Below are 20,892 nucleotides of genomic sequence, written 5' to 3'. Positions count from 1 at the left end.
GCCACAAGGCCCCCGCCCGGCCCGCCCGCGAACGCGGCATCCGACCCGGCATCCGCCACGGCCTCCGCCACGGCATCCGCCACGGCACCGGATGCGGCATCCGACCCGGCATCCGACTCGGCGCCCTGGGAACGCAGACGCCCCCCACGCACCCGCCAGAGCCAACCTACCCTTGCTGCCTTCCGGCCCTGGGGGAGTTCAGTCAGATAGCGCCACGTGAGGGGCTGCGCCAAGAGTACATGCTCCGGGCCGGTGGGAACGAGTTCGCGAGCACTCCTCAACGTCTTGTATTGTTTGCCGCGGAGGATTCGCCTAGAGGCCTAGGGCGCACGCTTGGAAAGCGTGTTGGGGGCAACCCCTCACGAGTTCGAATCTCGTATCCTCCGCCAGTGCCTCACCGGGCACTAACGTCGAAGGCCCCGCTGCTCGCAGCGGGGCCTTCGACGTGTCCGGCTCGGTTTCCGTCTCAGTCGGCTTGTTCCTCTGTGCCGGGCAGCATTCAGAGTGCGACTGCTGGGCGACCTTGGGGGCATCGTCCCCGTCGCAGCGGCTCCCGGCCCGAGAGCGAATCGACCACGGCATCCGGGATACGCGGTCCCGTGGCGCACACTGGTAAGGGAGGCAATACCGAGAGTATGGTCTCTTGTATGGCGACGACCAAGAAGGTGACGGTGACGATTCCCGAGGATCTTCTGGACGAGATCCGCGGGGAGGCGGCGGAACGCGGGTTGTCGGCGTACGTCGCCGAAGCGCTGCGCTTCAAGCGCGACCGCGACCGGCTACTGGAGCTCTCCGACTGGCTACAGGAGGAGCACGGCCCCCTCAGTGAGGACGAGCGCACGGCAGCGTTCGAGGAACTGGAGGATCTCGACACCGAGCACGAGCGCCGCCGCACCACCGGCAAGCACGACGCCGGAGAGGCCGCGTGAAGAAGCGGGCCGGTGAGCAAAGGCAGCGGCCACTGCGCGTCTTCGTACTCGACAGCGAAGCCCTGTCCCTAGCTGTACGAGGCGACCGGAAGATGATCGCCTGGATCGACCTTGCGGCTCGAGGCGAAGCCGAGGTGGTGACGTCTCCGATGACGTTGGTCGAGGCGTACGACGGCAGAAGCACCGAGCAGCGCTGGGACTGGGTGCTCTCCAGGCTCAAGGTCGCCGACATCGGAAAGGACGAGGCGCGCCAAGCCCGCCGCCTCCTGGCTGGCGCCAAGCTGCACGGTCACAAGTACGCGATCGACGCCGTACTCGCCGTCGTCGCGCGACAGCAGAAGGGGCAGGTCACCGTCTTCACCTCCGACGTGGACGACCTCGAGCTGCTGGTCCCGAACTCGATCGTCGTCAAGAAGGTGTGACCAGGCGTTGAGGGAGGAGGGGAGCGGTGTGCGGCCGGAGAGCCCCTTGGGGCCGCCCCGGAAGATCGACGTCACCGGGGTCCAGCCGGTGTCGCCCATCACCAGGTCGTCATATCCGTCGCCGTCCCGGTCCCCTCCTGTCATCTCCTGTCATCAAGTCGCCGAACTCGGAGTACCGGTCCGCGGAGGCCGAAGCATCGGTCAGCACCTGGTGCCGGGAGCCGCTGAGGCCCGTCTTCGTCCCGTACATCACCACGGCATGGCCGTTCGCCGAGATGCCCAGGTCGCCGTAGCCGTCGCCGTTGAAGTCGGCCGACTTACCGGCCGCCAACGTCTGGAGCCCGTCACCGCATCGGCGGGAGAGCCCGCGCCCAGCACGATCGTGCCCATCGACACAGCCGTGACCGTGGCCAGCGCGGCCAGTCTTCGAACCCCGCGCATACGTCCGTCTCTTCGCCGCACATCAACCCATGGACCTCTGCCGTTCAGATCAGGATTGCGCCTCCAGGAGACCGTCAAAGGTGGCGAACGGTTGTCCGGCACATTCGGGGCTCTCCTCCGCTCACGAGACCCAGACGTTACGGCGAAGGGCCCCGCCGTGAGGTGGGGCCCTTCGCCGTTGTCCGTGTCAGGTTTCGTTTCGGTCGGTCGGTCGGCCGCCGCCCGTCAGGCCGTCAGGCCGTCAGGCCGTCAGGGGGATCCGGACTGTGAAACGCTCGACGCGACCTGGCCCACCACGTTCAGTACTCCTTGGCCGAAGTCTGTCGGGGCTATGAGGAGGCCGAACACCGTCACTATGGCCACCGTCAGCCACTGGTCGGATCTGCTACGGGCCTGGACTCGGCGGCGTATACGTAAGTAGATGATGACGGCGAGCAGGACCGCCAGATTCAGTGTCAGCACCATGGGGCCCCCTTCGGGCCGGGTTCACCGGCACGCCTCCATATCTGTGTGCATGACAGCACGCATCTACGACGGTACGTAAGAGCGCTCTTGCGGGAAGCGACCGGTTTTCGGTCAGCTCGTGAGGGCGGCCAGTGTCAGTCGGCTTGCGTGGGGGTCCGCAGTGTCGGGTAGTCCGTGTAGCCCTTCGCGCCGCCGACGTACATCAGGAACTCGTCGCGTACGGGGTTCAGCGGGGCGCCTGTGCGCAGGCGTTCGACCAGGTCGGGGTTGGCCAGGAACGGGCGGCCCAGGGCTATCAGGTCGGCGCCCGCGGCGAGGAGGCGTTCGGCGGAGGCACGGCCGCCGTCGGCGGGGAGGGTGGGGAGGGGCTGGACCGGGTTGGCGATGAGCGTGCCCGGCCAGGCGGCGCGGATGTGCTGGAAGAGCGGGGAGGACGGGTCGGCGTAGACGATGTGCAGGTACGCCAGCGGGCCCACCGTCTTGAGCGAATCCAGCAGGGCCGGGTAGATCGCGTCGGTGTCGCCCTCCTCGATGCCGTTGACCGTCAGGCCCGGTGAGAGGCGTACGCCCACCCGCTGCGGGCCGATCGCCTCGGCGACCGCGCGGACGACCTCCACGGTGAAGCGGATGCGGTGCGCGACCGGGCCGCCGTACGCGTCGGTGCGCTGGTTGGTGTTGCGGGCCAGGAACTGGTGGAGCAGGTAGCCGTTGGCCGAGTGGACCTCGACGCCCTCGAAGCCCGCGTCGATCGCGCGGCGCGCGGCCGACGCGAAGTCCGCGATCGTCGCATCGATGTCGTCCCGCGTCATCTCGCGCGGCACGGCGCCGGGTTGGTGGCCGTTCGGGGTGTGGATGCCGTCCGGGAGCGGTATCGGGGACGGGGCCAGCGGGGTCAGGCCGCTGGTGTCCGGGTGCCCGACGCGGCCCCCGTGCTGCAACTGGAGGAACATCCGGCCGCCCGCCGCGCCCACCGCCTCCGTGACCTGCCGCCAGCCCTCCTGATGCGCGTCGGTGTGCAGGGCGGTGATGTTCGGGTACGTCCGGCCGACCTCGTTCGGCGTCGACGCCTCCGCGATGATCAGACCCGCCGTCGCGCGCTGGGCGTAGTACGTCGCCATGAGGGGGGTCGGGGTGCCGTCGGGCAGCGCTCTGTTGCGGGTCATCGGGGCCATGACCAGGCGGTTGGGGAGAGGGAGAGCGCCCAGGTGGGTCGGGGTGAGGAGGGGGTCGGCGAGAGGATCGGGGAGGGGATCGGGGAGGGGGTGGGTGAGCAGGTGGGGAGTCGCGGGCGTGGTCGCGGGCGTGGGTGCGGGCGTGGGTGCGGGCGTGGGTGCGGGCGTGGGTGCGGGCGTGGTTGCGGGCAGTGTCGTGGGGTTCGTCGTCGTCATCGTCGTGCTCCTTCTGTTGCCGTCGTTTCAGGCGTCTCAGGCGTCTCAGGCGTCTCAGTCGACGTGGTCGTCTTTGTGGTGGGTGCGGTCGGTGCGGGTGGTGTCGGTGTCTTGGTCGTGGGGGTTGCGGGCGTGGTGGGGAAAGCGTGGTGGCGGGCTGCCAGGACCGTGGCCAGTGCCGGGGCCAGGAGCAGCAGTACCGCCCACGGGAACGAGTCCGAGCCCGCCGCGTCGAGCAGGACGCCGCCGGCCACGCCGCCGCCCGCCATCGCCACGTTCCACAAGGTCACGAGCATCGCCTGGGCCGCGTCGGCCTGGGCGCCGCCCGCCCGGCCCGCGGCCGTCTGCAACAGCGTCGGGATGCCGCCCCAGCCGAGGCCCCACAGCACCGCGGCGACGTAGACGAGCGGCGTGCTGTCCGCGAAGAGGGCGAGGAGTGCGGCAGCCGCGGCGACCAGGAGCGTGCCCGTGACGGTGAGGGCGCGGAGTCTGCGGTGGATCCGCGCCCCGACGATCCAGATGCTCACGAGCGACGCCGCGCCGAACACCAGCAGGATCACGTCCGTCGAGCCGCCCAGGCCCAGGTCGTCGAGGAACGTGGCGATGTACGCGTAGAGGATCGTGTGCGCAAGGACGAAGATCAGCGTGACGGTCAGGACGGCGGTGACGCCCGGGACGCGCAGGGCGCCGCGTACGGGGAGGCGGGCGGCGCGTTCCTGGCCCGGGTGGTCGGGGACCGTCAGGCGGATCCACAGCAGGAGGGCCACGGTCAGCGCGGTCATCGCGAGGAACGCCGTTCGCCAGCCGAGCGCCGTGCCGAGGAACGTGCCTGCCGGCACACCGAGCGACAGGGCCACCGGGATACCGGCCATGGCGATCGCGATGGCCTTGCCCTGGAGGTGGGGCGGGGCGAGGCGGCGGGCGTAGCCGGCCAACAGCGCCCAGGCCAGGCCCGCCGCGACCCCGGCCGTGAAACGGGCCGTCATCGTCAAGGCGTACGAGGAGGAGAGCGCGGTCACCGTGTTGGCGGCGGCGAAACCGGTCATCGCGGTCAGCAGGAGCCTGCCGCGGCGCCAACCCGCCGTGGCCGCGGTCAGGGGGATCGCGGTGAGGAAGGTGCCGACCGCGTAGACCGTGACCGTCTGGCCCGTGGCCGACTCGCTCACGCCGAGCGCCCCGCTCATGGCCGGGAGCAGGCCCGCCGGGAGGGTTTCGGTGAGGCTCGTGATGAAGACCGCGGTCGCCAGCGCCAGAAGCGCCGGGAGGGGGAGTTTGGTGGCGGGCGTGGGGGATGTGGGAGGGGCGGCAGGTGTGGGAGGGGTGGGGGGTGTGGTGTCCACCGGGAGTTCGGTGCCTGAGGTGAAGCGGGCGTCCGTGGCGAGGAAGAGGGCCGCTCGGGCCGCCTCGTCCGCCGAGCCGCGGCGTTGCATGACGTCGTCGTCGTGGCCCGCGGCGACCGCGTTCACGCGGACTCCGCTCGTCGCGGCCTCCTGAGCGCAGGCGCGCAGAGCGGGTTGCGTGTCCGGGCAGCCGCTCAGGACGACGGAGCCGTCCGGGGCGAGCAGGGGCAGCAGGGCGTCCAGGGTGGCACGGGCCTCCGCCGCCGCGCTGTGCGGCGAACTGTCCTGGCTGCCCGCGTGGACGAAGAGGTGGTCGATGTGGCCCAGCCGGGCCAGCACCTCGGCCCGGGGCGGGGTCGTACCCGTCAACAGGTGGGCGCCGCTGCCCAGTTCGCGCCTCGCCCGCTCCAGAGCGGTCGGGTCGGGAGACGTCACCAGGACCCGGGCGCCGCCCTCGACCAGGCGCTTCGCGATGGCCAGCCCTGTGCCGTGGGCTCCGCCGGTGATCACCGCGGTGCGGCCGGTGTATTTGGTCATGGGAGGACTCTGCGGGGCGGGGCTTCGGGTCGGCTGAGGGTTTGCTTACGGTCGGCCGAGGGTCTGGTTACGGTCGGCCCAAGGTCTGGTCACGGTCGGCCGAGGGGTGCTTACGGAGGTCGGGCCTCGTCGGGCCTCGTCGGGCCTCGACAGGCCTCGTCGGGCTTCGTCGTAGGGGCGTTTTCCGGGGAGCGGGCAGGTACCGTGCCCGCATGTGGTTCGGGGTGTTGGGGGCGCTCGTCGTACGCGGGCGTGACGGCGGTGTGGTCGAGGTGCCCGAGGCGAAGGTCAGGGCCTTGCTGGCCGTGCTGCTCGCGGAGGAGGGGCGGGGCGTTTCCGTCGACCGGCTCGTCGAGGAGCTGTGGGGCACCCGGCCGCCCTCGAACCCGGTCAACTCCCTTCAGGCCAAGGTCTCGCAACTGCGCCGGGCCATCGGTCGCGAGCGCGTCGTACGGCAGGGCGCGGCCGGGTACCGGGTGGTGCTCGACGATGCCGAGGTCGACGCGGTGACGTTCCGGGGGCTGGTGGAGCGGGCCCGCTCCGAGTCCGACGCGAGCGAGCGGGTCCAACTGCTGCGGCGCGGAATTGAGTTGTGGCGGGGTCCCGCGTTCGCCGATTTCGCCGACGCGGAGTTCGTGCGCGGGCCGGGCGGCCTGTTGGAGGAGGTGCGGCTCGTCGCGTTGGAGGAACTGGCCGACGCGCGGTTGTCGCTGGGGCAGCATGACGTGGTCGCGGGTGAGCTGGGGTCACTGGTCGAGGCGCACCCCCTGCGGGAACGGTTGCGCGGGACGCAGATGCGGGCCCTGTACCGGGCCGGGCGCCAGAGCGAGGCCCTCGCCTCGTACGAGCGGCTGCGCAAGGTCCTCGCGGACGAGCTGGGCGTCGATCCGTCCCCGGAACTCACGGCCCTGCACGCGGCGATCCTCCGGCAGGACGACGGGGCCATCGGTGGGGGTGAGGGTGGAGGTGGCGCCGTCGGGGCGGTGGCACCCGGCGCCCCGAGTGCCGCCGTCCCAGGTGCCGCCGCCCCAGATGCCGCCGCCCCGGATGCCGCCGCGTCGGGCATCCCAGAGGCCCCCGCCTCGGCCTCCTCCTCCGCCTCCTCAGCCTCCCCCACCCCCTCCCGGCTCCATCTGCCCGCCCCCACCACCCCCCTGATCGGCCGCGCCGCCGCCCTGCGCTCCCTGAGTCGGTTGCTCCGCGATCACCGGCTGGTCACCCTCACCGGGCCGGGAGGTGTCGGGAAGACGCGGATGGCTGTGGAAGCCGCGCGGCAGGTCGGCCCTGAGGTGGCCGACGAGGTGTGGCTCGTCGAGTTCGCCGGGACTGTGGGCGACGCCGATGATCTCGCGGGGGCCGTCGCCGTCACCCTCGGGCTGCGGGACGAACCCGTCCGGGGCGGCAGCCCCACCCGGCGGCTCGCGGAGGCGTTGCGGGAACGGTGTGCCCTGCTCGTCCTCGACAACTGCGAGCACGTCATCGACGCCGCCGCCGAGTTGACCCAGGCGCTGCTGCGTACGGCGCCCCGCCTGCGCGCCCTCGCCACCAGCCAGGAGCCGCTCGGCCTGGCCGCTGCCGGGGAGACGGTGTTCGCCGTGGAGCCGTTGGCACCGGCTGACGCCATCGACCTCTTCACCGCCCGCGCCGCCGCCTCCGCGCCGGAATTCGATCCCGGCCGCCCTGCCACCAGCACCCCGACCGGCCCCCGCCCCCACTCCCACCCCGACTCCGACGCGATCGCCGAGATCTGCCGCCGCCTCGACGGCCTCCCGCTCGCCCTCGAACTGGCCGCCACCCGCGTACGCGCTCTCGGCGTACGGGAGTTGGCGGAGCGGATCGACGACCGGTTCCGTGTCCTCGGCGTCGGGGCGCGGGCCGGGCAACGAGGGGCGCCCGCGCGACAGCGGACGTTGCGCGCGATGATCGACTGGAGCTGGGAGCTGCTGTCCGCGCCCGAGCGGATCGTGTTGCGGCGGCTCGCCGTGCACCGCGACGGCTGCACCCTGCGGGCGGCGGAGGCCGTGTGCGCGGGGGACGGCGTGGAGCGCGCGGACGTCCTCGACCTCGTGACGCGGCTCGTCGACCGGTCCCTCGTCGTCCCCGTCCCCACCCCTGCGGGGCCGCGCTACCGGCTGCTCGAATCCGTGTCCGCGTACGCCCTGGAACGCCTCGACGAGATGGGGGACACCGACGCCGTACGCGACCGGCATCTGCGGTACTACCTCGGCCTCGCCGAACAGGCGGCGCCCCACCTGCGCGCCGGCGGGCAGCGGGAGTGGCTGCCCCGGCTCGACGCGGAGGCCGGGAATCTGCGCGCCGCGCTCTCCACGGCCACCCGGCACGATCCGGCCGCGGCGGCGCGGCTCGGTTCGGCGCTGGCCTGGTGGTGGCTGCTGCGCGGGCGGCTCACGGAGGCGTACCGGGCGTTGTCCGCGGCAGTTGAGGAACAGGCGGCGCCCGGACCCGAACTCCGGTTGCTGCGCGCCGCGTTCGGGCTGCTGACCGGCGCCACTACGTTGTCCGAGGCCGCCACGTTGTCCGAGGCCACCACCACCTCGTCCGAGGCCGCCACCTTGTCCGAGGCCGCCACCGCCTTGTCCGAGGCCGCCGCGCTGACCGACACCACCGGCCTGGCCGACGCCGCCTCCCCGCCCGACGTGGCCTCCCCCGGTGGCACGGGCTCCTCCGCCCCCACCCAATGGCTCTACGCCTACGCCCTCTTCAACGGTGGCGACCCCGACGCCTGCGGGCGGCACCTCGACGCCCATCCCCCGCACCCCGACGACGCCTGGTCCACCGCCGCCACGCTCGCCCTGCGCGCCATGCACGCCCTCATCCGCGGTGACCTCGACACCGTAGGGCGCGACGGGCTCCGCTCCGCCTCGATGTTCCGGCGGCTGGACGACAGTTGGGGGGAGTTGCAGACCATCCAACCGCTGGCCGCGCTCGCCGAGATCAAGGGCGCGTACGCGGAGGCGGAGCGGCTCGGCCGGGAGGGGCTGCGGATCGCGGAGGAGCTCGGGCTCGCCGCCGAGGTGTCCGCGCGGCTCTCCGGGCTCGGCCGCCTCGCGCTCTTGAACCAGGACTGGGAACGCGCCCGTGACCTGCACGAACAGGGTCTGCACCGGGCCGTCGAGCAGGGCTACAAATACGGCGAGATCCACGCCCGGATGGGCCTGGCGCTCGGCGCCAGACGCTCCGGTGACCTCGACGAGGCCGAACGTCTCCTCGTCCTGCTCCGCGATCGGCACGGCGACCTGTCGTCACCCGCGGGTGATCACCTGTTGGCCGCCGAGTTCGGGTTCCTCGCGGAGTTGCGCGGCGACGCGGCGCACGCGCGGGCCCACCATCTGCGGGGCCTGGATGCCGCCCGGATTCTCGGCGAGCCGCGTGCCTTCGCGCTCACGCTGGAGGGGTTGGCGGGGGCGCTGTCCCTGGAGGGGGCGGCTCGCGACGCGGCGCTGTTGCTCGGGGCAGCGGACGCGGCGCGGCGGGGGGTGGGGGTGCCGTTGCCCGCGGCCGAGCGGGGTGATGTCGACCGGGTGGCCGCGCGGGTTTCCGCCGCGCTGGGGCCGGACGCGTACGCCGGGTTCTTCCGGGAGGGCGCGGCGCTCGACCTTGAATCGGCGCTCCAACGGGCCCTACCGGAACGCCGCCCCGAGCCCCGCCGAAGCGCCGAGCCCTCCCTATGAGCCGCCCTTTCGCATGAGCCGCCCCTCCGCGTGAGCCGCCCCTCCGCGTGGACCGCCCTCCGTGTGCGCGTGTCTCAGGCGGCCATCACGGCGGTCAGCAGGACCACCGCGTCCGTCAGCGCCAGAAGGCCGTGGCGTTCCTGGGGGATCTCGCGGAGTTCGTGTTGGGCGAGGTCTGTGTCGCCGGAGACCGCGGTCAGGCGGACCCGGCCGCGCAGGACGAGGAGGGTCGCGGCCTGCGGGGCGTTGTGCTCCTCCAGGGCGCTGCCCTCGGTCAGGGCGATGACGCTCTGGCGCAGCGGGTCCTGGCGGACGAGGAGTTCGGCGCTGCGGCCGTGCTCGGAGCGGTGGGCGGCGGCCAGGTGGTCGTCGGCCAGGGCGGTGAGGTCGTACGTGGTCGTCGTCATGGACCCAGGGTGGCCCGGCCGACCGCCGAACGCGACGTGACACCAGCCGATCGGTTCCGGCCGCGGACGGTGACCGGTGGCCGCTGACCGGCGACCGGTGACCACCCACCACCGACCGCCGACCGCCGACCGCCGACCGTGACCGGTGACCGTGACCGGTGACCGTGACCGCCGACCGGTGGCCGCTGACCGCCGACCACCCGCCACCGACCGCTGACCACCGACCACCCACCACCGACCGCTGACCGCTGACCGCTGACCGCTGACCGGTGGCCCATAGTCGGTGGCGGCCCCCGTTCAGCACCGGCGTCCCGGGCAGCTTCGCCGTACGGTGTCCGCGAAGGCTCGGGCCAGGGGGGACAGCGCGGACCAGCGGCGGACCGCCCAGCCGACCTGGAGCGGGGGCAGGCAGGGGATCGAGAGCAGGGTGAGGCCGGGCCAGGGGTCGCCGCCGGGGCGGCGCAGGCCCGGCAGGTCGGGGACGACGGCGTGGCCGAGGCCCAGTTCCGCCAGGTGCACGGCGGTGTCCCAGTCGGCGATGCCGGTGCCGGAGGCGGGGCCGTGGGTGAGGCCGAGTTCGGTGAAGTGCTCGTCGAGGTGGGCCCGGGACGTGGAGTGTTGGGGCGGCAGGATCAGTTGGGCGGATGCCCGCAGGTCGTCCGGGCCCGCCGTTCCCGCCGCGGCGAGGTCGTCGTCCTCGCGCACCGCCAGCACCCAGGGCAGTTCGACGACGGGGCGCAGTTCGATGCCGCGCTCGGGCGGGCCCATGGTGATCCACGCCAGGTCGAGGTCGTGCGCGGCCAGCGCCTCGAAGCAGCTCCGGCTGGAGCTGACCGTCTGAAACTCCAGGCTGACCTGGGGGTGCGTCCGGCGGAACTCGACGATCGCCTCCGCCATGAAGTGGCGTACCGAGGTGGCGCCCGTCGTCACCCGCACCGAACCGCTCTCGCCACGCGCCAGTTCGTCGAGGCGGCGCAGGGCCTGGTCGAGGGTGCCGAGGCCGTCGGCCGCGGCGGTGTGCAGGATGCGGCCCGCGGGGGTGGGGACGACACCGCGCGGGTGCCGTTCGAGGAGGCCGATGCCGACCTCCTTCTCCAGCCGTTTGACGTGCTGGCTGACCGCGGACTGGGTGCAGGACAGGTCGCGTGCGACGGCGCTGAGGCTGCCCGCGCGGCACACGGCGACGAAGACGCGGAGGTCGTCGAGGGTCACGATCCTCAAGCTACAACTTGGGTGTGCGCAAGGAAATCCGATGATTGACTTGGGTGCGGGCCCGGAGCACGATCACAGCGGGACGGCCCAGGGCGGCAACCCGTCGCGGAGGTCGCGAACTCCCGTCGGGTGCCGACCCGTCCCGGCCCTTCACCTCATGCCGCACATAGATCCCTAACTCCAAGATCCCAAACTCCATAGATCCCCTCCCCTCCCCTCCTCTCCCCCACCCCTCCCCCTCGCACGGAGTGAACCTCGTGGACCCAGTCGAAGCAGTGGCGATCGGTGCCGCCGGAATCGCCGCGGGCGGCATGAACGCCGTGGTCGGATCCGGCACCCTGATCACGTTCCCGACGCTGCTCGCCTTCGGCTACCCGCCGGTCCTCGCGAACGTCTCCAACAACGTCGGTCTGGTCCCGGGCGTACTCAGCGCCGCCTACGGCTACCACCGTGAACTGCGCGGCCAGCGCGAGCGGTTGATCCGCTTCGGCGCCGCCTCCCTGCTCGGCGGGTTCGCCGGGGCCGTGCTCCTGCTGCGGCTGCCGGACGCCGCGTTCCGCGCCGTCGTGCCCGTCCTGATCCTGACGGCCTGTGTACTGGTCCTGCTCCAGCCGCGCCTCAACCGCTGGATGCGCGACCGGGAGCACGCCGGTTCGCGCGCCGACGGCGGTGTTCCCATGTGGCTCGGGGTCCTCGCCACCGGCGTCTACGGCGGCTACTTCGGCGCGGCCCAAGGCGTGCTGCTCATGGGGATGTTCGGCGCGGTGCTCCGCGATGACCTCCAGCGCCTGAACGCCGCCAAGAACGTCCTCGCCTCGCTGGTCAACGGCATCGCCGCCGTCGTCTTCATCGCCGTCGCCGACGTCGACTGGGCCGTGGCGGCGCTGATCGCGGCGGGCTCCACGGCGGGCGGCCTGATCGGCGCCCGCGTCGGCCGGCGGCTGCCCCCGATCGCGATGCGGGCGGTCATCGTCACGGTCGGGGTCACGGCCTCGGCCCTGCTGATCATCCGCCCGTGACGCCCTCCCCGAACGTCACCGGCCACATCGACTACCGCGACTTCCGCGGCTACCGCGGCTACTGCGACTACCGCGACTACCGCGACTACCGCGACTACCGCGTATAGAAGGCCAGTCGCGCCCGCTTCTCCGCCAGATGCACCTCGGGCAGGTCGATCTCCGGGAGCACGATCTCGCCCGCCGGTTCGAACCCCGCGCGGTGGAACAGCGCGACGGCCTTGTCGTTGCGGGCATCCGGCTCGGCCACCAGGCGCTTCTTCCCCAGGCCGTCGAACGCGTACGAGACGAGGACGCCCACCAGCGCCCCGGTGAACCCGTGGACGGCACCTGATCCCGCCGGGCCTATGAGGAGATGGACGCCGAGGTCGCCGTCCTGCACCTCGTAGCACTCGCTGACCCGGTCGGCCTCGGGCTCGTACGTCTGGAAGAGGGCGACGGGAGTGCCGTCGAGCCGTACGAGGTACGCGTGATGGGTGTCGAGGGAGTCGAGGTGCGTGTATATCTCGCGGACCTCGTCCCGGCCGACGCCGGTCATCCCCCAGAACCGGGCGCGTTCCTCGCTCACCCACGCGTGCACCACGTCGATGTCGCTGCCGGTGGGGTCGAGGCGCGTGAGCCGGAAGGCGCCGAAGCCGTCGACGTGCTTCTCGTACTCGACGCCGACCGCGGCGGTCACACCGGTCACACCGGTCGCGCCAGTCGTCGTCGTGGGGATGTCGGGCATCGTGTCGGGGGTCGTGTCGGGGGTTGTGTCGGGGGTCGTGTCGGGGGTCGCGTCGGGGGTCGTGTCGGGCACGAGAGTCTCCTGGGTGAGGCGGTCGAAGTCGGTGATCACGGGGGCCAGTTCGCCACGCGACCACATCGGCAACTGGTCCCGGTGGTGCGCGGAACCCGGCGTCCCGGACGCGCCGAGCGGCACGATCCAGCGGCTGTCCTCACGCCGCGCCAGGTCCCACACGTAGCGGGCGGCGGGTCCCCGCGCGCTGAGGTCGGTCAGCCCCGGCACGCTCGACGTGGACAGGACGCAGTCGTGGTCCCCATCCAGGGCCGGCCAGTCGGCGTCCGGGTCGGGCAGCGCCTGCCAGGGGGCGAGCCGGTGGAGCTCGCCCCAGGTCACGTCGGCGGCGGCCGTCGCCGTCTCCTCCAGTGCCGCGCGGACGGCGGCCAGCCGGTCCTCGTACGGCAGCCGGTCCTCGGTCAGCAGCCGCTCCAGGCCGAACGCTATGCGCGGTACGAGCGCGAGCCACGGCCGGAACACCTCCGGGTAGGCGGGCGCGAGATCCGTCAGCGGCGCGAACAGTTCGTGCCGGGCGAGGCGGCGTACGACATGGGACCGCACGCGCGCGTACGCCGCGGCCCGCACACTGCCCGCCGCCATCCGCCGGTCCCAGTTCAGGAGCCGCTCCCGCAGCCCGGCTGCCGCGGGGGACAGCCCGTCCAGCCGCTCGACCAGCTCCAGCAGGGGCGTGCAGGAGGCGAGTTCGGTGTCCATGTGCACGGCGCTCATGTCCTCGGCGCCCCACGTCGGCCGCTCTTCGAGCAGCGTCCGGATACGGCGGGCCCGGTGCGGCGGCGCGAACTCGACACCCAGCGGCGCGGCGAGCGAGCGCTCGTTGGCCATGACGGCGATCCCGTCCGCCTCGGCGCGCGGCAGGGGCCCGTACGTGCCCCGCCAGGCGTGCCGCTCCTCCCAGGCGGGCACCACCCGCAGCATGTTCTCCGGATCGCGCACGGGGACGGTGCCCGCGACGCGGTGCAGCAAGCCGCCGTCGGTGTCGGCGGCCAGGACGACGTTGACCGGTTCGGCCCAGCGGTCGAAGGCCCGGTCGACGTCGGCGACGGTACGGGCCCGCAGCAGGTCGGGCAGTGCGGCGAAGCCCAGGTCGGCGTGGACGCGGGCGGGCTGGCGCAGGCTGACGCCCTCGCCCTCGTCGGGGCCGCCGATGACGACGACGCCGCGCTCGGTCTCGACCACCTCGACGGGTTCGCCGTCCGTCAGCCGTTCCACGTGCACCTGGGCCGCCCGCCACCCGTCGGGTCCGAGCGCCTCCACGCCGCCGCCCGGCACCCGCCGCAGCCGCTCCCGGTACAGGTCCTGGTAGTCGGCCATGGCGTTGGTGATGGCCCAGGCCACCGAGCCGGCGTGCCCGAAGTGCCCGATGCCCGGGACCCCCGGCACGGCGAGGCCCACGACGTCGAACTCCGGGCAGGCGAGCCGCACCTGCTGGTACACGCCCGGGTCCTCGACGAACCGGTGCGGGTCCCCGGCGATCAGCGCGCCCCCGCCCGCGCTCCGCGCCGCGTCGACGAGCCAGCCGTTGCTCCCCGAGGTGGCGGGCCCGTCGGTGGCGAAGAGGCCGACGGCGTCCGCGCCGAGCCGCCGCGCGACCTCGTCCCGCCAGAGCTTCGCCGGGAACCCCGCGAACAGCACGTGCGTCGACAGCCACACCCCGAGCGGCGTCCACGGCTCCCACCGGCCCGGTTCGACCCCGGACCGCCCGAACTCAGGCGCGCGGGCACCGTGGCGGGCGAGCCCGTCGTTGACCCCGTCGACGTAGGCACCCACCCACGCGCGCGTCTCCTCGTCCAGGGCCTCGTGGCAGCGCCGCGCGGTGTCCGCGAGGCGCGCCCGCCGCGCGAACGCGTCCCAGCCGAGTTCCTGGGCCCCGAGCGGGCCCGCCGACGTGCCGAGCAGGCGGTGCCGCTCGACCTCCAGTTGCCAGGCGCGGTCGACGGCGGTCACGTACCCCTGCGCGTACGCGAGCGCCGACGCGTCGGCCGCCCGCAGGTGGGGTATCCCCCAGGCGTCCCGGAAGACCTCGAAGTCCGCTGCGCCACCGACGGTCACGCGCCCTCCACTCCCTCTCCACAATTTCTTAGGGGAGCCTAACCTAAGCCGCCCTGGCCTCGGCGCCCAGGTCGATTCGGCAGGAGCGTCACCCCGAGACCCGGTCGCAGCGCGCCCCCGGCGGCGCGATCATCGACGTATGGACGTCACCCTCCACCTCGCCCAGGACCCCGCCGCCGACGAACTGCTCGGCCGCAGCCCGCTCGCCGCGCTCGTGGGCATGCTGCTCGACCAGCAGGTGCCCATGGAGTGGGCGTTCGCGGGGCCGCGCACGATCGCCGACCGCCTCGGCACCGACGACCTCGACGCGCACGAGATCGCCGCCCACGACCCGGAGGCCTTCGCCGCCCTGCTCTCCGCCAAGCCCGCCGTGCACCGCTATCCCGGGTCGATGGCCAAGCGCGTCCAGCAGCTCTGCCAGTACCTGGTCGACGAGTACGACGGGGACGCCGGCGCGGTGTGGGAGGGCGTCGGCACCGGCGACGAACTGCTCCGGCGGCTCACCGCCCTGCCCGGCTTCGGCAAGCAGAAGGCCCAGATCTTCCTCGCGCTCCTCGGCAAGCAGCTCGGGGTGCGACCCGAGGGCTGGCGGGCGGCGGCCGGCGCGTACGGCGAGGCCGGGTCGTACCGCTCCGTCGCCGACATCACCGGGCCCGAGTCCCTCACGAAGGTCCGCGCACACAAGCAGGAAATGAAGGCGGCAGCCAAAGCCGCCAAAGCTGCCGCAACCACTAAAACCGCCAAAGCTGCCAAAGCTGCCAAATCACAGGCATAAGCACGGATATCGGCGTAGGCACAGGCTCAGGCACCGGCACCCGCACCCACACCGGCACCCGCACCGGCACAGACACCGGCACACGCACAGGCGTCGCCACCTGCGCGTCACACCGCCGCCCGTTCCGTAGCCCATGAGGGCGGATCTGGCGGCTCGGAGCGCGGGTCACGGGCGCGGCCGGGGACAAGACGATGCATGAGCGTCGCCACGTCCCCCGCGACCCCGGGCCGCCCCGCCCGGGCCTGGGCCCGTGCGCTCGCCCTGGTGCTCGCCCTCGCGCTCGCCCTGCTGATCGCGCCGTCGGCCACGGCATCGGCGGGGACCCCCGCGCCGCCTCCGGCCGCCGCGTCCTCCGCCGAGCCCGGCGAACTCCTCCAGGACGGCCCCGACACGGCCCTCCGCCTCCCGACGGGCCACCCCACACGCCTGCCCGCGAAGCCGCGCCGCCGCCACCCGGCCCCGGCGCTCCCGCCCGGTACCGGCCCCGGCCCGCACCTCATCGCCCACCCCGCACCCCAGTCCCACCGCGCCCTGCGCACCGTCGTCCTGCGCTGCTGACGATTCCCGGCCCCCGGGAACGTCACGTACGCACGACGTGACGATTCCCGGCCCCCGGAAACGTCACGTACGCACGACTTCGGAAGGACACCCCCTCATGCCCAAGGACCCGTACGCGCTGTTGCGCGCCCTGCTGCGCGCGGAAGCCGCGCGCGACGCCCGAGCGGCGCAGGCCCCGGCGCCCCCGGCGAGGAACGACCGGCAGACTCCGGCCCCGCAGGACAAGAACGGACGCTGACGGAGGGCGGGCCGACGGTCCCGAAGGCGGCCGGCCCGCCACACCCCTCACACGAACCCCTCCGCACAGCCGGTCGTCAACCTGGTGACCGTCGCTCCCCCGGACGAGCCCGCCCCGTTCTTCGACCCGTCCGCCAACGGCTAGCCGTCACTCCTTATCCGGCCTCGGGCCCCGCACGGAGTCTTCCCACTTCATCCACATTCAGGACGGTATTTCCCAGAGGCGCACTCCGTCTCCATGGCTGCGCCCGGCAAGCCTCGCCCGGTAGGCTTTCCGTGTGATCTTCAAGCGCATCGGAAACGGCCGGCCGTACCCCGACCACGGCCGGGAAAGCACCCGGCAGTGGGCGGACGTCGCGCCGCGCCCGGTCCGCCTCGATCAGTTGGTGACGACCAAGGGCCAGCTCGACCTCGAAACACTGCTCGCCGAGGACTCCACGTTCTACGGCGACCTCTTCGCGCACGTCGTGAAGTGGCAGGGGGACCTGTACCTGGAGGACGGCCTGCACCGCGCGGTCCGCGCCGCGCTCCAGCAGCGCCAGGTGCTGCACGCCCGCGTCCTCGAACTCGGCTGACCGCGGGCCCCGGGCCCGCGCCCCGGGCCCGCATTGGCCCTTTTGGGTTGGCCTGACCGCCGAGCCGTGATCATTTAATAGGCATCACCGCGACGCGGCATTACGCTGCGCTCATGAGCATGCTCACTCCCCCCGGCATGGGCGGCAAGTACCGCATCACGGGGGACAAGTACCCCCGGATGCGTCGCGGTCGCCCGCGCAGCAGGATCGTGCTCGCCGTCGTCGCGTCGGTCGCCGTCATCGGCCTGATCGGCTGGGGATCGCTCCAGCTCGTCGACGTCTTCACGGGCGGCGGCAAGGCCACGGCCGCGGCCTCGGCCACCGCCGCCTGCGCCAAGCGGGCCGGTGCGTCGCCCACGCCACCCGGCGCCGCGGACGCCAAGCTCCCCGCGCCCGCCCGGATCAAGGTGAACGTCCTCAACGCCACGCCGCGCGGCGGCCTGGCCAAGAAGACCGCGGACGAGCTGAAGAAGCGCGGCTTCACGATCGGGAACGTGGGCAACGCCGCGAAGGCCTACGACAAGAAGGTCAAGGGCGTCGGCATACTCCTGGGCGCGAAGACGGCGACCGATGCGGCGCTGCCGGTGCTCGGCACCCAGCTCGCGGGCGCCGAGCAGAAGACGGACACCCGCGCCCGGCCCGCCGAGGTGGACCTGATCATCGGGACCGCCTTCAAGGCGCTGACGGCCAAGCCCGAGGCGGACAGGGCGCTCAAGGCGCTGAACCGGCCGAAGCCGAAGCCCTCGTCGCCGAGCTGCAAGAACACGTAAGAAGGGGCGGGGCCGCCGCGCGGCGGCCCCGTACCGCTATTCCGCGGCCCCGTACATCCGGTCACCGGCGTCGCCGAGGCCGGGCACGATGTAGCCGTTCTCGTTCAGCCGCTCGTCGACCGACGCGGTCACCACGGTCACCGGCGTCCCCGCCAGCTCCCGCTCCATGATCTCGACACCCTCCGGCGCGGCCAGCAGCACCACGGCGGTGACGTCGTCCGCGCCGCGCTTGATCAGCTCCTGGATCGCCGCGACCAGCGTGCCGCCCGTGGCGAGCATCGGGTCGAGGACGTAGACCTGGCGCCCGGACAGGTCGTCCGGCATCCGCGTCGCGTACGTGGAGGCCTGCAACGTCTCCTCGTCGCGCACCATGCCGAGGAAGCCCACCTCGGCGGTCGGCAGCAGCCGGACCATGCCGTCCAGCATGCCGAGACCGGCCCGCAGGATCGGCACCACAAGGGGGCGCGGGTACGACAGCTTCACGCCGGTCGTCCGGGAGACGGGGGTGTCGATGTCCACCTGCTCCGTGCGCACGTCCCGGGTCGCCTCGTAGGCGAGCAGGGTGACCAGCTCGTCGGCGAGGCGCCGGAAAGTGGGGGAGTCGGTGCGCCGGTCGCGCAACGTGGTGAGTTTGTGCGCCACCAGCGGGTGGTCCACGACATGAATCCGCATGTCGTCAACAGTAACCGGGGCCCACGGCCCGGGCTCCCCCGCGCGGTGGCATCAACGGCCGGGACCGGGGGAAAGTGGAGGGAACTCGTCGGCAGCGAGGGACCGGGGTGGTGGTGAGGCGATGCCCGACCAGGAACAGCAGCGAAGGCCCGTCGGCGGGCCGGCGCCCGAGGGCCCCGTGCCCGGTGAGCCCATGGAGTCGGACGCCGAACGCAGGCGCCGGCGCGCCGTGTTCCTGCGCGAACTGACCGAGGCGCGTGAACTGCGCGCCCGCGTCCAGCCGCGCCGCGCGCGGGCCGCACGGATGCGCCACCAGATGCGGATGCGCACGTTTCGCTGGTGACTCACCGGTTACGTACAGGTGACGCGCCTCACACCGTCCACTCCCGCCGGGGGCGCGCCGCGAACACAGCGCGCGGAAGACCTCTCTTGGAGCCGCACTTTCTGCCACGATTCCGAGTGGGCGGGGCGTGAACTGCGCTCCCCGTCTCCAAGACTCCGCCGGGGGGACCCCCGACCGGCACCTGAGACCAGTGGGAGAGTCACGGTGTACTTCGCCGCACTGCTCGCGCGCACCGAAGACGGGTGGGAAGCGAGCGATACAGAGCTCGACGACGTGGAGACCCTGTCGGACCTGTCCGACCTGGCCCGCGAGGCGTTGGTGGAAGCCGGCGCCGAGGACGACACCGTCCTCGTTTTCATCGAACAGGAGGACGCGTGGTTCGGCGTCGTCCGCGTGGACGGCGAGGACGACCCTCGTATCTACGTCTCGGACGCCGCCGCCGCCGCACGCAGCAGCTACGGCGAGATCCTGCTCACCGACGAACTGCTCGGCAAGGAGCCGGACGTCGTCGGCGACGATCTGGAGGCACTCGACCTGGACGGCACGGAGGACGGTGATCCCGAGGCGGTGGACGAGGAGGTCGACGACGGGGCCGGGGCGGACGCGGTCCCGGGCGCCGAGGTCGTGCCCGCCGGCCCCCTCGGGGACACCGGCATCCTCGCCGACCTGGGCGTCCCCGAGAAGGAACTGCTCGCCCTCGACGTGGACGCGCTGAGCGAGATCGCGGACGCGCTGGGCGCCTCGGAGGTGCTGGAGACGGTGCGCTGAGCGGGCGGGGATAGATTCCTGCCCGTGACACCCCCCGACCCCGAACCCCAGCACGCCCCCGATCCCGTACGGGATCCCTGGAAGCCGGCCATGCGGCAGGCCCTGGCCGAGGCCGGGCTCGCCGCGGCCGGCGGCGACGTACCCGTCGGCGCCGTACTCCTGGCGCCGGACGGGACGACCGTGCTCGCCACCGCGCACAACGAACGCGAGCTGACCGGCGACCCCACCGCCCACGCCGAGGTCCTCGCGGTCCGGCGGGCGGCGGAGGCCGTCGGCCGGTGGCGGCTGACCGGCTGCACGCTTGTTGTCACCCTGGAGCCCTGCACCATGTGCGCGGGCGCCCTCGTCCAGTCGCGTATCGACCGCGTCGTCTACGGAGCCCGCGACGACAAGGCCGGGGCGGCCGGCTCCCTGTGGGACGTGATCCGCGACCGGCGCCTCAACCACCGGCCCGAAGTCGTCTCCGGCGTACTCGCCGAGGAGTGCGCGCGCCCCCTCACGCGTTTCTTCCGGGACACGGATTTCAGACCACGGCCCACCTTGGGCTAGGATCTCTCTCGGTAGCGTGTCCGAGCGGCCGAAGGAGCTCGCCTCGAAAGCGAGTGTGGGGAAACTCACCGAGGGTTCAAATCCCTCCGCTACCGCTGACAACGCCCCTCTTCCACGGGTTCACCGAGGAAGAGGGGCGTTCTGCATGTCGGTTGGCCGTGAGGGAACGGCAAAGGGCTTGTGCACAGGGGCCGTTGCCCCGTCGACCACCGCTTCGAACAGGCCGGTTGAACTGGTGTCCGAGATACACTCACGCCCGGCAACAGGGGCCACACAGGGCACGGACGTGGCGCGGGCGCGGGCATGGGGAGGCCGAACGTAGTGCAGCCGAAGAAAATTGGTCTGTTCGTCGTGGTCGTCTTCGTGCTGTACGTGATCATCACCGATCCCGCCAAGGCCGCCGACTACGTGCAGATAGGGTTCGAGGGCGTCTCGTCCGCCGCGCAGTCCGTCGGCGACTTCATGACCTGGGTCGCCAACGGCGGCAAGTAGCCACCGAGCCCCCTGAGGGAGAGCACAGCCGTGATCCGCCATCTGGTCCTCTTCAAGCTCAACGACGGTGTGAGCCGTGACGAACCGCGCGTCGTCGAGGGCGTCGCCGCCTTCCGCGCGCTGGGCGGACAGATCCCCGAGCTGACGTTCTGGGAGTGCGACTGGAACATCACGGACCGCCCCATCGCCTACGACTTCGCGATCAACTCGGCGGTCGAGGACACCGAGGCCCTGAAGCGCTACCTCGAACACTCCGCACACCAGGCGGGTGTGGCGCTGTGGCGGGAGTTCGCCACGTGGGTGATCGCCGACTACGCGTTCTGAGCCGTACGGCCAAACGGCCCCCCGCCCTGACGGCGGGGGGCTTTTTCACGCCCTTGACCCCAACTGTCCCAACTTGCCCGTCAACACGTAGTTATAAGGTGCTTGCACACAGTGCACATGTCTTGTGAT

22 protein-coding genes, 2 tRNA genes, 1 other RNA gene and 1 pseudogene are annotated in these 20,892 nt (G+C 72.5%); 16 read left to right on the top strand and 10 right to left on the bottom strand.

The genetic code is table 11. The features are described 5' to 3' along the window. Positions 1 to 132: 132 nt before the first annotated feature. Positions 133 to 229, bottom strand: an RNA gene (gene ffs / locus ACIRF8_RS25510) — signal recognition particle sRNA small type. Between the two features lie 72 nt (positions 230 to 301). Between ffs and ACIRF8_RS25505 the strand changes: the two genes are divergently transcribed. From ACIRF8_RS25505 to ACIRF8_RS25495, 3 genes are all read left to right on the top strand, one after another. Continuing rightward, positions 302 to 389 (top strand) — tRNA-Ser (locus tag ACIRF8_RS25505). A gap of 258 nt (positions 390 to 647) precedes the next feature. After that, positions 648 to 929 (top strand): CopG family transcriptional regulator, encoded by a 282-nt coding sequence (locus ACIRF8_RS25500; RefSeq protein WP_404218039.1) that lies wholly within the window; start codon positions 648 to 650, stop codon positions 927 to 929. Further along, entirely contained in the window at positions 926 to 1,351 is a 426-nt protein-coding gene (locus tag ACIRF8_RS25495; RefSeq protein ID WP_404218037.1) for a PIN domain-containing protein, read from the top strand. The genes ACIRF8_RS25500 and ACIRF8_RS25495 overlap by 4 nt, the downstream gene beginning before the upstream one ends. Before the next feature lie 109 nt (positions 1,352 to 1,460). Here the strand turns inward: ACIRF8_RS25495 and ACIRF8_RS25490 are convergent, their stop codons facing one another. The 5 genes and pseudogenes from ACIRF8_RS25490 to ACIRF8_RS25470 form a co-directional block, all read right to left on the bottom strand. Next, positions 1,461 to 1,682: a hypothetical protein gene (locus tag ACIRF8_RS25490; protein WP_404218035.1), complete on the bottom strand. Its 222-nt coding sequence runs from the start codon at positions 1,680 to 1,682 to the stop codon at positions 1,461 to 1,463. 359 nt (positions 1,683 to 2,041) lie between these two features. Then, positions 2,042 to 2,257 carry a hypothetical protein gene (locus ACIRF8_RS25485; protein WP_404218033.1) on the bottom strand — a complete coding sequence of 72 codons (216 nt, stop codon included), beginning with the start codon at positions 2,255 to 2,257 and terminating at the stop codon, positions 2,042 to 2,044. 134 nt (positions 2,258 to 2,391) lie between these two features. Continuing rightward, a complete protein-coding gene (locus tag ACIRF8_RS25480) occupies positions 2,392 to 3,645 on the bottom strand; it encodes an alkene reductase (protein WP_404218031.1) in 1,254 nt (417 codons plus the stop codon). After that, the gene (locus ACIRF8_RS25475) at positions 3,642 to 4,985 is read right to left on the bottom strand and encodes an MFS transporter (protein WP_404218208.1); all 1,344 of its coding nucleotides are present in this window, start codon (positions 4,983 to 4,985) and stop codon (positions 3,642 to 3,644) included. The genes ACIRF8_RS25480 and ACIRF8_RS25475 overlap by 4 nt, the downstream gene beginning before the upstream one ends. A gap of 279 nt (positions 4,986 to 5,264) precedes the next feature. Beyond that, positions 5,265 to 5,522: pseudogene (locus ACIRF8_RS25470) on the bottom strand (SDR family NAD(P)-dependent oxidoreductase); the annotation flags it as partial. A gap of 212 nt (positions 5,523 to 5,734) precedes the next feature. Here ACIRF8_RS25470 and ACIRF8_RS25465 point away from each other — a divergent pair. After that, positions 5,735 to 9,214 carry an AfsR/SARP family transcriptional regulator gene (locus ACIRF8_RS25465; protein WP_404218029.1) on the top strand — a complete coding sequence of 1,160 codons (3,480 nt, stop codon included), beginning with the start codon at positions 5,735 to 5,737 and terminating at the stop codon, positions 9,212 to 9,214. Positions 9,215 to 9,288: 74 nt separating this feature from the next. On the opposite strand, the gene ACIRF8_RS25460 is transcribed toward ACIRF8_RS25465, so the two are convergent. Further along, positions 9,289 to 9,621 (bottom strand): cupin, encoded by a 333-nt coding sequence (locus tag ACIRF8_RS25460; protein WP_404218027.1) that lies wholly within the window; start codon positions 9,619 to 9,621, stop codon positions 9,289 to 9,291. A gap of 297 nt (positions 9,622 to 9,918) precedes the next feature. Further along, positions 9,919 to 10,833, bottom strand: coding sequence for a LysR family transcriptional regulator (locus ACIRF8_RS25455; protein ID WP_404218025.1), 915 nt, complete (start codon positions 10,831 to 10,833; stop codon positions 9,919 to 9,921). A gap of 257 nt (positions 10,834 to 11,090) precedes the next feature. Here ACIRF8_RS25455 and ACIRF8_RS25450 point away from each other — a divergent pair, with 257 nt between their 5' ends. Continuing rightward, positions 11,091 to 11,852, top strand: coding sequence for a sulfite exporter TauE/SafE family protein (locus ACIRF8_RS25450; protein WP_404218023.1), 762 nt, complete (start codon positions 11,091 to 11,093; stop codon positions 11,850 to 11,852). A gap of 94 nt (positions 11,853 to 11,946) precedes the next feature. Here ACIRF8_RS25450 and ACIRF8_RS25445 read toward each other — a convergent pair whose 3' ends face one another. After that, complete coding sequence (locus ACIRF8_RS25445) at positions 11,947 to 14,700, bottom strand: GNAT family N-acetyltransferase (RefSeq protein WP_404218021.1); 2,754 nt, start codon at positions 14,698 to 14,700, stop codon at positions 11,947 to 11,949. Positions 14,701 to 14,839: 139 nt separating this feature from the next. On the opposite strand from ACIRF8_RS25445, the gene ACIRF8_RS25440 reads away from it, so the two are divergent. The 5 genes from ACIRF8_RS25440 (at position 14,840) to ACIRF8_RS25420 (ending at position 17,615) form a co-directional block, all read left to right on the top strand. After that, complete coding sequence (locus tag ACIRF8_RS25440; protein WP_404218019.1) at positions 14,840 to 15,475, top strand: HhH-GPD-type base excision DNA repair protein; 636 nt, start codon at positions 14,840 to 14,842, stop codon at positions 15,473 to 15,475. Positions 15,476 to 15,670: 195 nt separating this feature from the next. After that, on the top strand, positions 15,671 to 16,033 hold the full coding sequence (locus ACIRF8_RS25435; protein WP_404218017.1) for a hypothetical protein: 363 nt from the start codon (positions 15,671 to 15,673) through the stop codon (positions 16,031 to 16,033). 97 nt (positions 16,034 to 16,130) lie between these two features. After that, complete coding sequence (locus ACIRF8_RS25430) at positions 16,131 to 16,271, top strand: hypothetical protein (protein ID WP_404218015.1); 141 nt, start codon at positions 16,131 to 16,133, stop codon at positions 16,269 to 16,271. 277 nt (positions 16,272 to 16,548) lie between these two features. Next, positions 16,549 to 16,845, top strand: a complete 297-nt coding sequence (locus tag ACIRF8_RS25425; RefSeq protein WP_003955420.1) for a type II toxin-antitoxin system VapB family antitoxin — start codon at positions 16,549 to 16,551, stop codon at positions 16,843 to 16,845. A 113-nt stretch (positions 16,846 to 16,958) separates the two neighbouring features. Beyond that, on the top strand, positions 16,959 to 17,615 hold the full coding sequence (locus tag ACIRF8_RS25420; RefSeq protein ID WP_404218013.1) for a LytR C-terminal domain-containing protein: 657 nt from the start codon (positions 16,959 to 16,961) through the stop codon (positions 17,613 to 17,615). 36 nt (positions 17,616 to 17,651) lie between these two features. Here ACIRF8_RS25420 and upp read toward each other — a convergent pair whose 3' ends face one another. Beyond that, a complete protein-coding gene (gene upp, locus ACIRF8_RS25415; RefSeq protein ID WP_356489810.1) occupies positions 17,652 to 18,287 on the bottom strand; it encodes a uracil phosphoribosyltransferase in 636 nt (211 codons plus the stop codon). 121 nt (positions 18,288 to 18,408) lie between these two features. On the opposite strand from upp, the gene ACIRF8_RS25410 reads away from it, so the two are divergent. The 6 genes from ACIRF8_RS25410 to ACIRF8_RS25385 all read left to right on the top strand — a co-directional run bounded on the left by ACIRF8_RS25410 (position 18,409) and on the right by ACIRF8_RS25385 (position 20,763). Then, positions 18,409 to 18,630, top strand: coding sequence for a hypothetical protein (locus ACIRF8_RS25410; RefSeq protein ID WP_404218011.1), 222 nt, complete (start codon positions 18,409 to 18,411; stop codon positions 18,628 to 18,630). A 204-nt stretch (positions 18,631 to 18,834) separates the two neighbouring features. Beyond that, on the top strand, positions 18,835 to 19,398 hold the full coding sequence (locus tag ACIRF8_RS25405; protein ID WP_404218009.1) for a hypothetical protein: 564 nt from the start codon (positions 18,835 to 18,837) through the stop codon (positions 19,396 to 19,398). A gap of 90 nt (positions 19,399 to 19,488) precedes the next feature. After that, on the top strand, positions 19,489 to 19,947 hold the full coding sequence (tadA, locus tag ACIRF8_RS25400) for a tRNA adenosine(34) deaminase TadA (RefSeq protein WP_404218206.1): 459 nt from the start codon (positions 19,489 to 19,491) through the stop codon (positions 19,945 to 19,947). Positions 19,948 to 19,957: 10 nt separating this feature from the next. Next, positions 19,958 to 20,042 (top strand) — tRNA-Ser (locus ACIRF8_RS25395). Between the two features lie 208 nt (positions 20,043 to 20,250). Next, on the top strand, positions 20,251 to 20,439 hold the full coding sequence (locus tag ACIRF8_RS25390) for a hypothetical protein (RefSeq protein ID WP_404218007.1): 189 nt from the start codon (positions 20,251 to 20,253) through the stop codon (positions 20,437 to 20,439). A 30-nt stretch (positions 20,440 to 20,469) separates the two neighbouring features. Next, positions 20,470 to 20,763, top strand: coding sequence for a Dabb family protein (locus ACIRF8_RS25385; protein WP_404218005.1), 294 nt, complete (start codon positions 20,470 to 20,472; stop codon positions 20,761 to 20,763). Positions 20,764 to 20,892 lie beyond the last annotated feature (129 nt).

Source organism: Streptomyces sp. NPDC102406, assembly GCF_044765725.1.
Classification (GTDB): domain Bacteria; phylum Actinomycetota; class Actinomycetes; order Streptomycetales; family Streptomycetaceae; genus Streptomyces.
Note: the sequence above shows the minus strand (reverse complement) of the source record. Positions and strands in the feature narration are given on the sequence as shown.

Coding starts and splice junctions, on each gene's coding strand:
- ACIRF8_RS25435 (WP_404218017.1), top strand. CDS start 15,671: ATGAGCGTCGCCACGTCCCCCGCGACCCCGGGCCGCCCCGCCCGGGCC.
- ACIRF8_RS25430 (WP_404218015.1), top strand. CDS start 16,131: ATGCCCAAGGACCCGTACGCGCTGTTGCGCGCCCTGCTGCGCGCGGAA.
- ACIRF8_RS25485 (WP_404218033.1), bottom strand. CDS start 2,257: ATGGTGCTGACACTGAATCTGGCGGTCCTGCTCGCCGTCATCATCTAC.
- ACIRF8_RS25410 (WP_404218011.1), top strand. CDS start 18,409: ATGCCCGACCAGGAACAGCAGCGAAGGCCCGTCGGCGGGCCGGCGCCC.
- ACIRF8_RS25480 (WP_404218031.1), bottom strand. CDS start 3,645: ATGACGACGACGAACCCCACGACACTGCCCGCAACCACGCCCGCACCC.
- tadA (WP_404218206.1), top strand. CDS start 19,489: ATGCGGCAGGCCCTGGCCGAGGCCGGGCTCGCCGCGGCCGGCGGCGAC.
- upp (WP_356489810.1), bottom strand. CDS start 18,287: ATGCGGATTCATGTCGTGGACCACCCGCTGGTGGCGCACAAACTCACC.
- ACIRF8_RS25390 (WP_404218007.1), top strand. CDS start 20,251: ATGGGGAGGCCGAACGTAGTGCAGCCGAAGAAAATTGGTCTGTTCGTC.
- ACIRF8_RS25440 (WP_404218019.1), top strand. CDS start 14,840: ATGGACGTCACCCTCCACCTCGCCCAGGACCCCGCCGCCGACGAACTG.
- ACIRF8_RS25500 (WP_404218039.1), top strand. CDS start 648: ATGGCGACGACCAAGAAGGTGACGGTGACGATTCCCGAGGATCTTCTG.
- ACIRF8_RS25465 (WP_404218029.1), top strand. CDS start 5,735: ATGTGGTTCGGGGTGTTGGGGGCGCTCGTCGTACGCGGGCGTGACGGC.
- ACIRF8_RS25460 (WP_404218027.1), bottom strand. CDS start 9,621: ATGACGACGACCACGTACGACCTCACCGCCCTGGCCGACGACCACCTG.
- ACIRF8_RS25420 (WP_404218013.1), top strand. CDS start 16,959: ATGAGCATGCTCACTCCCCCCGGCATGGGCGGCAAGTACCGCATCACG.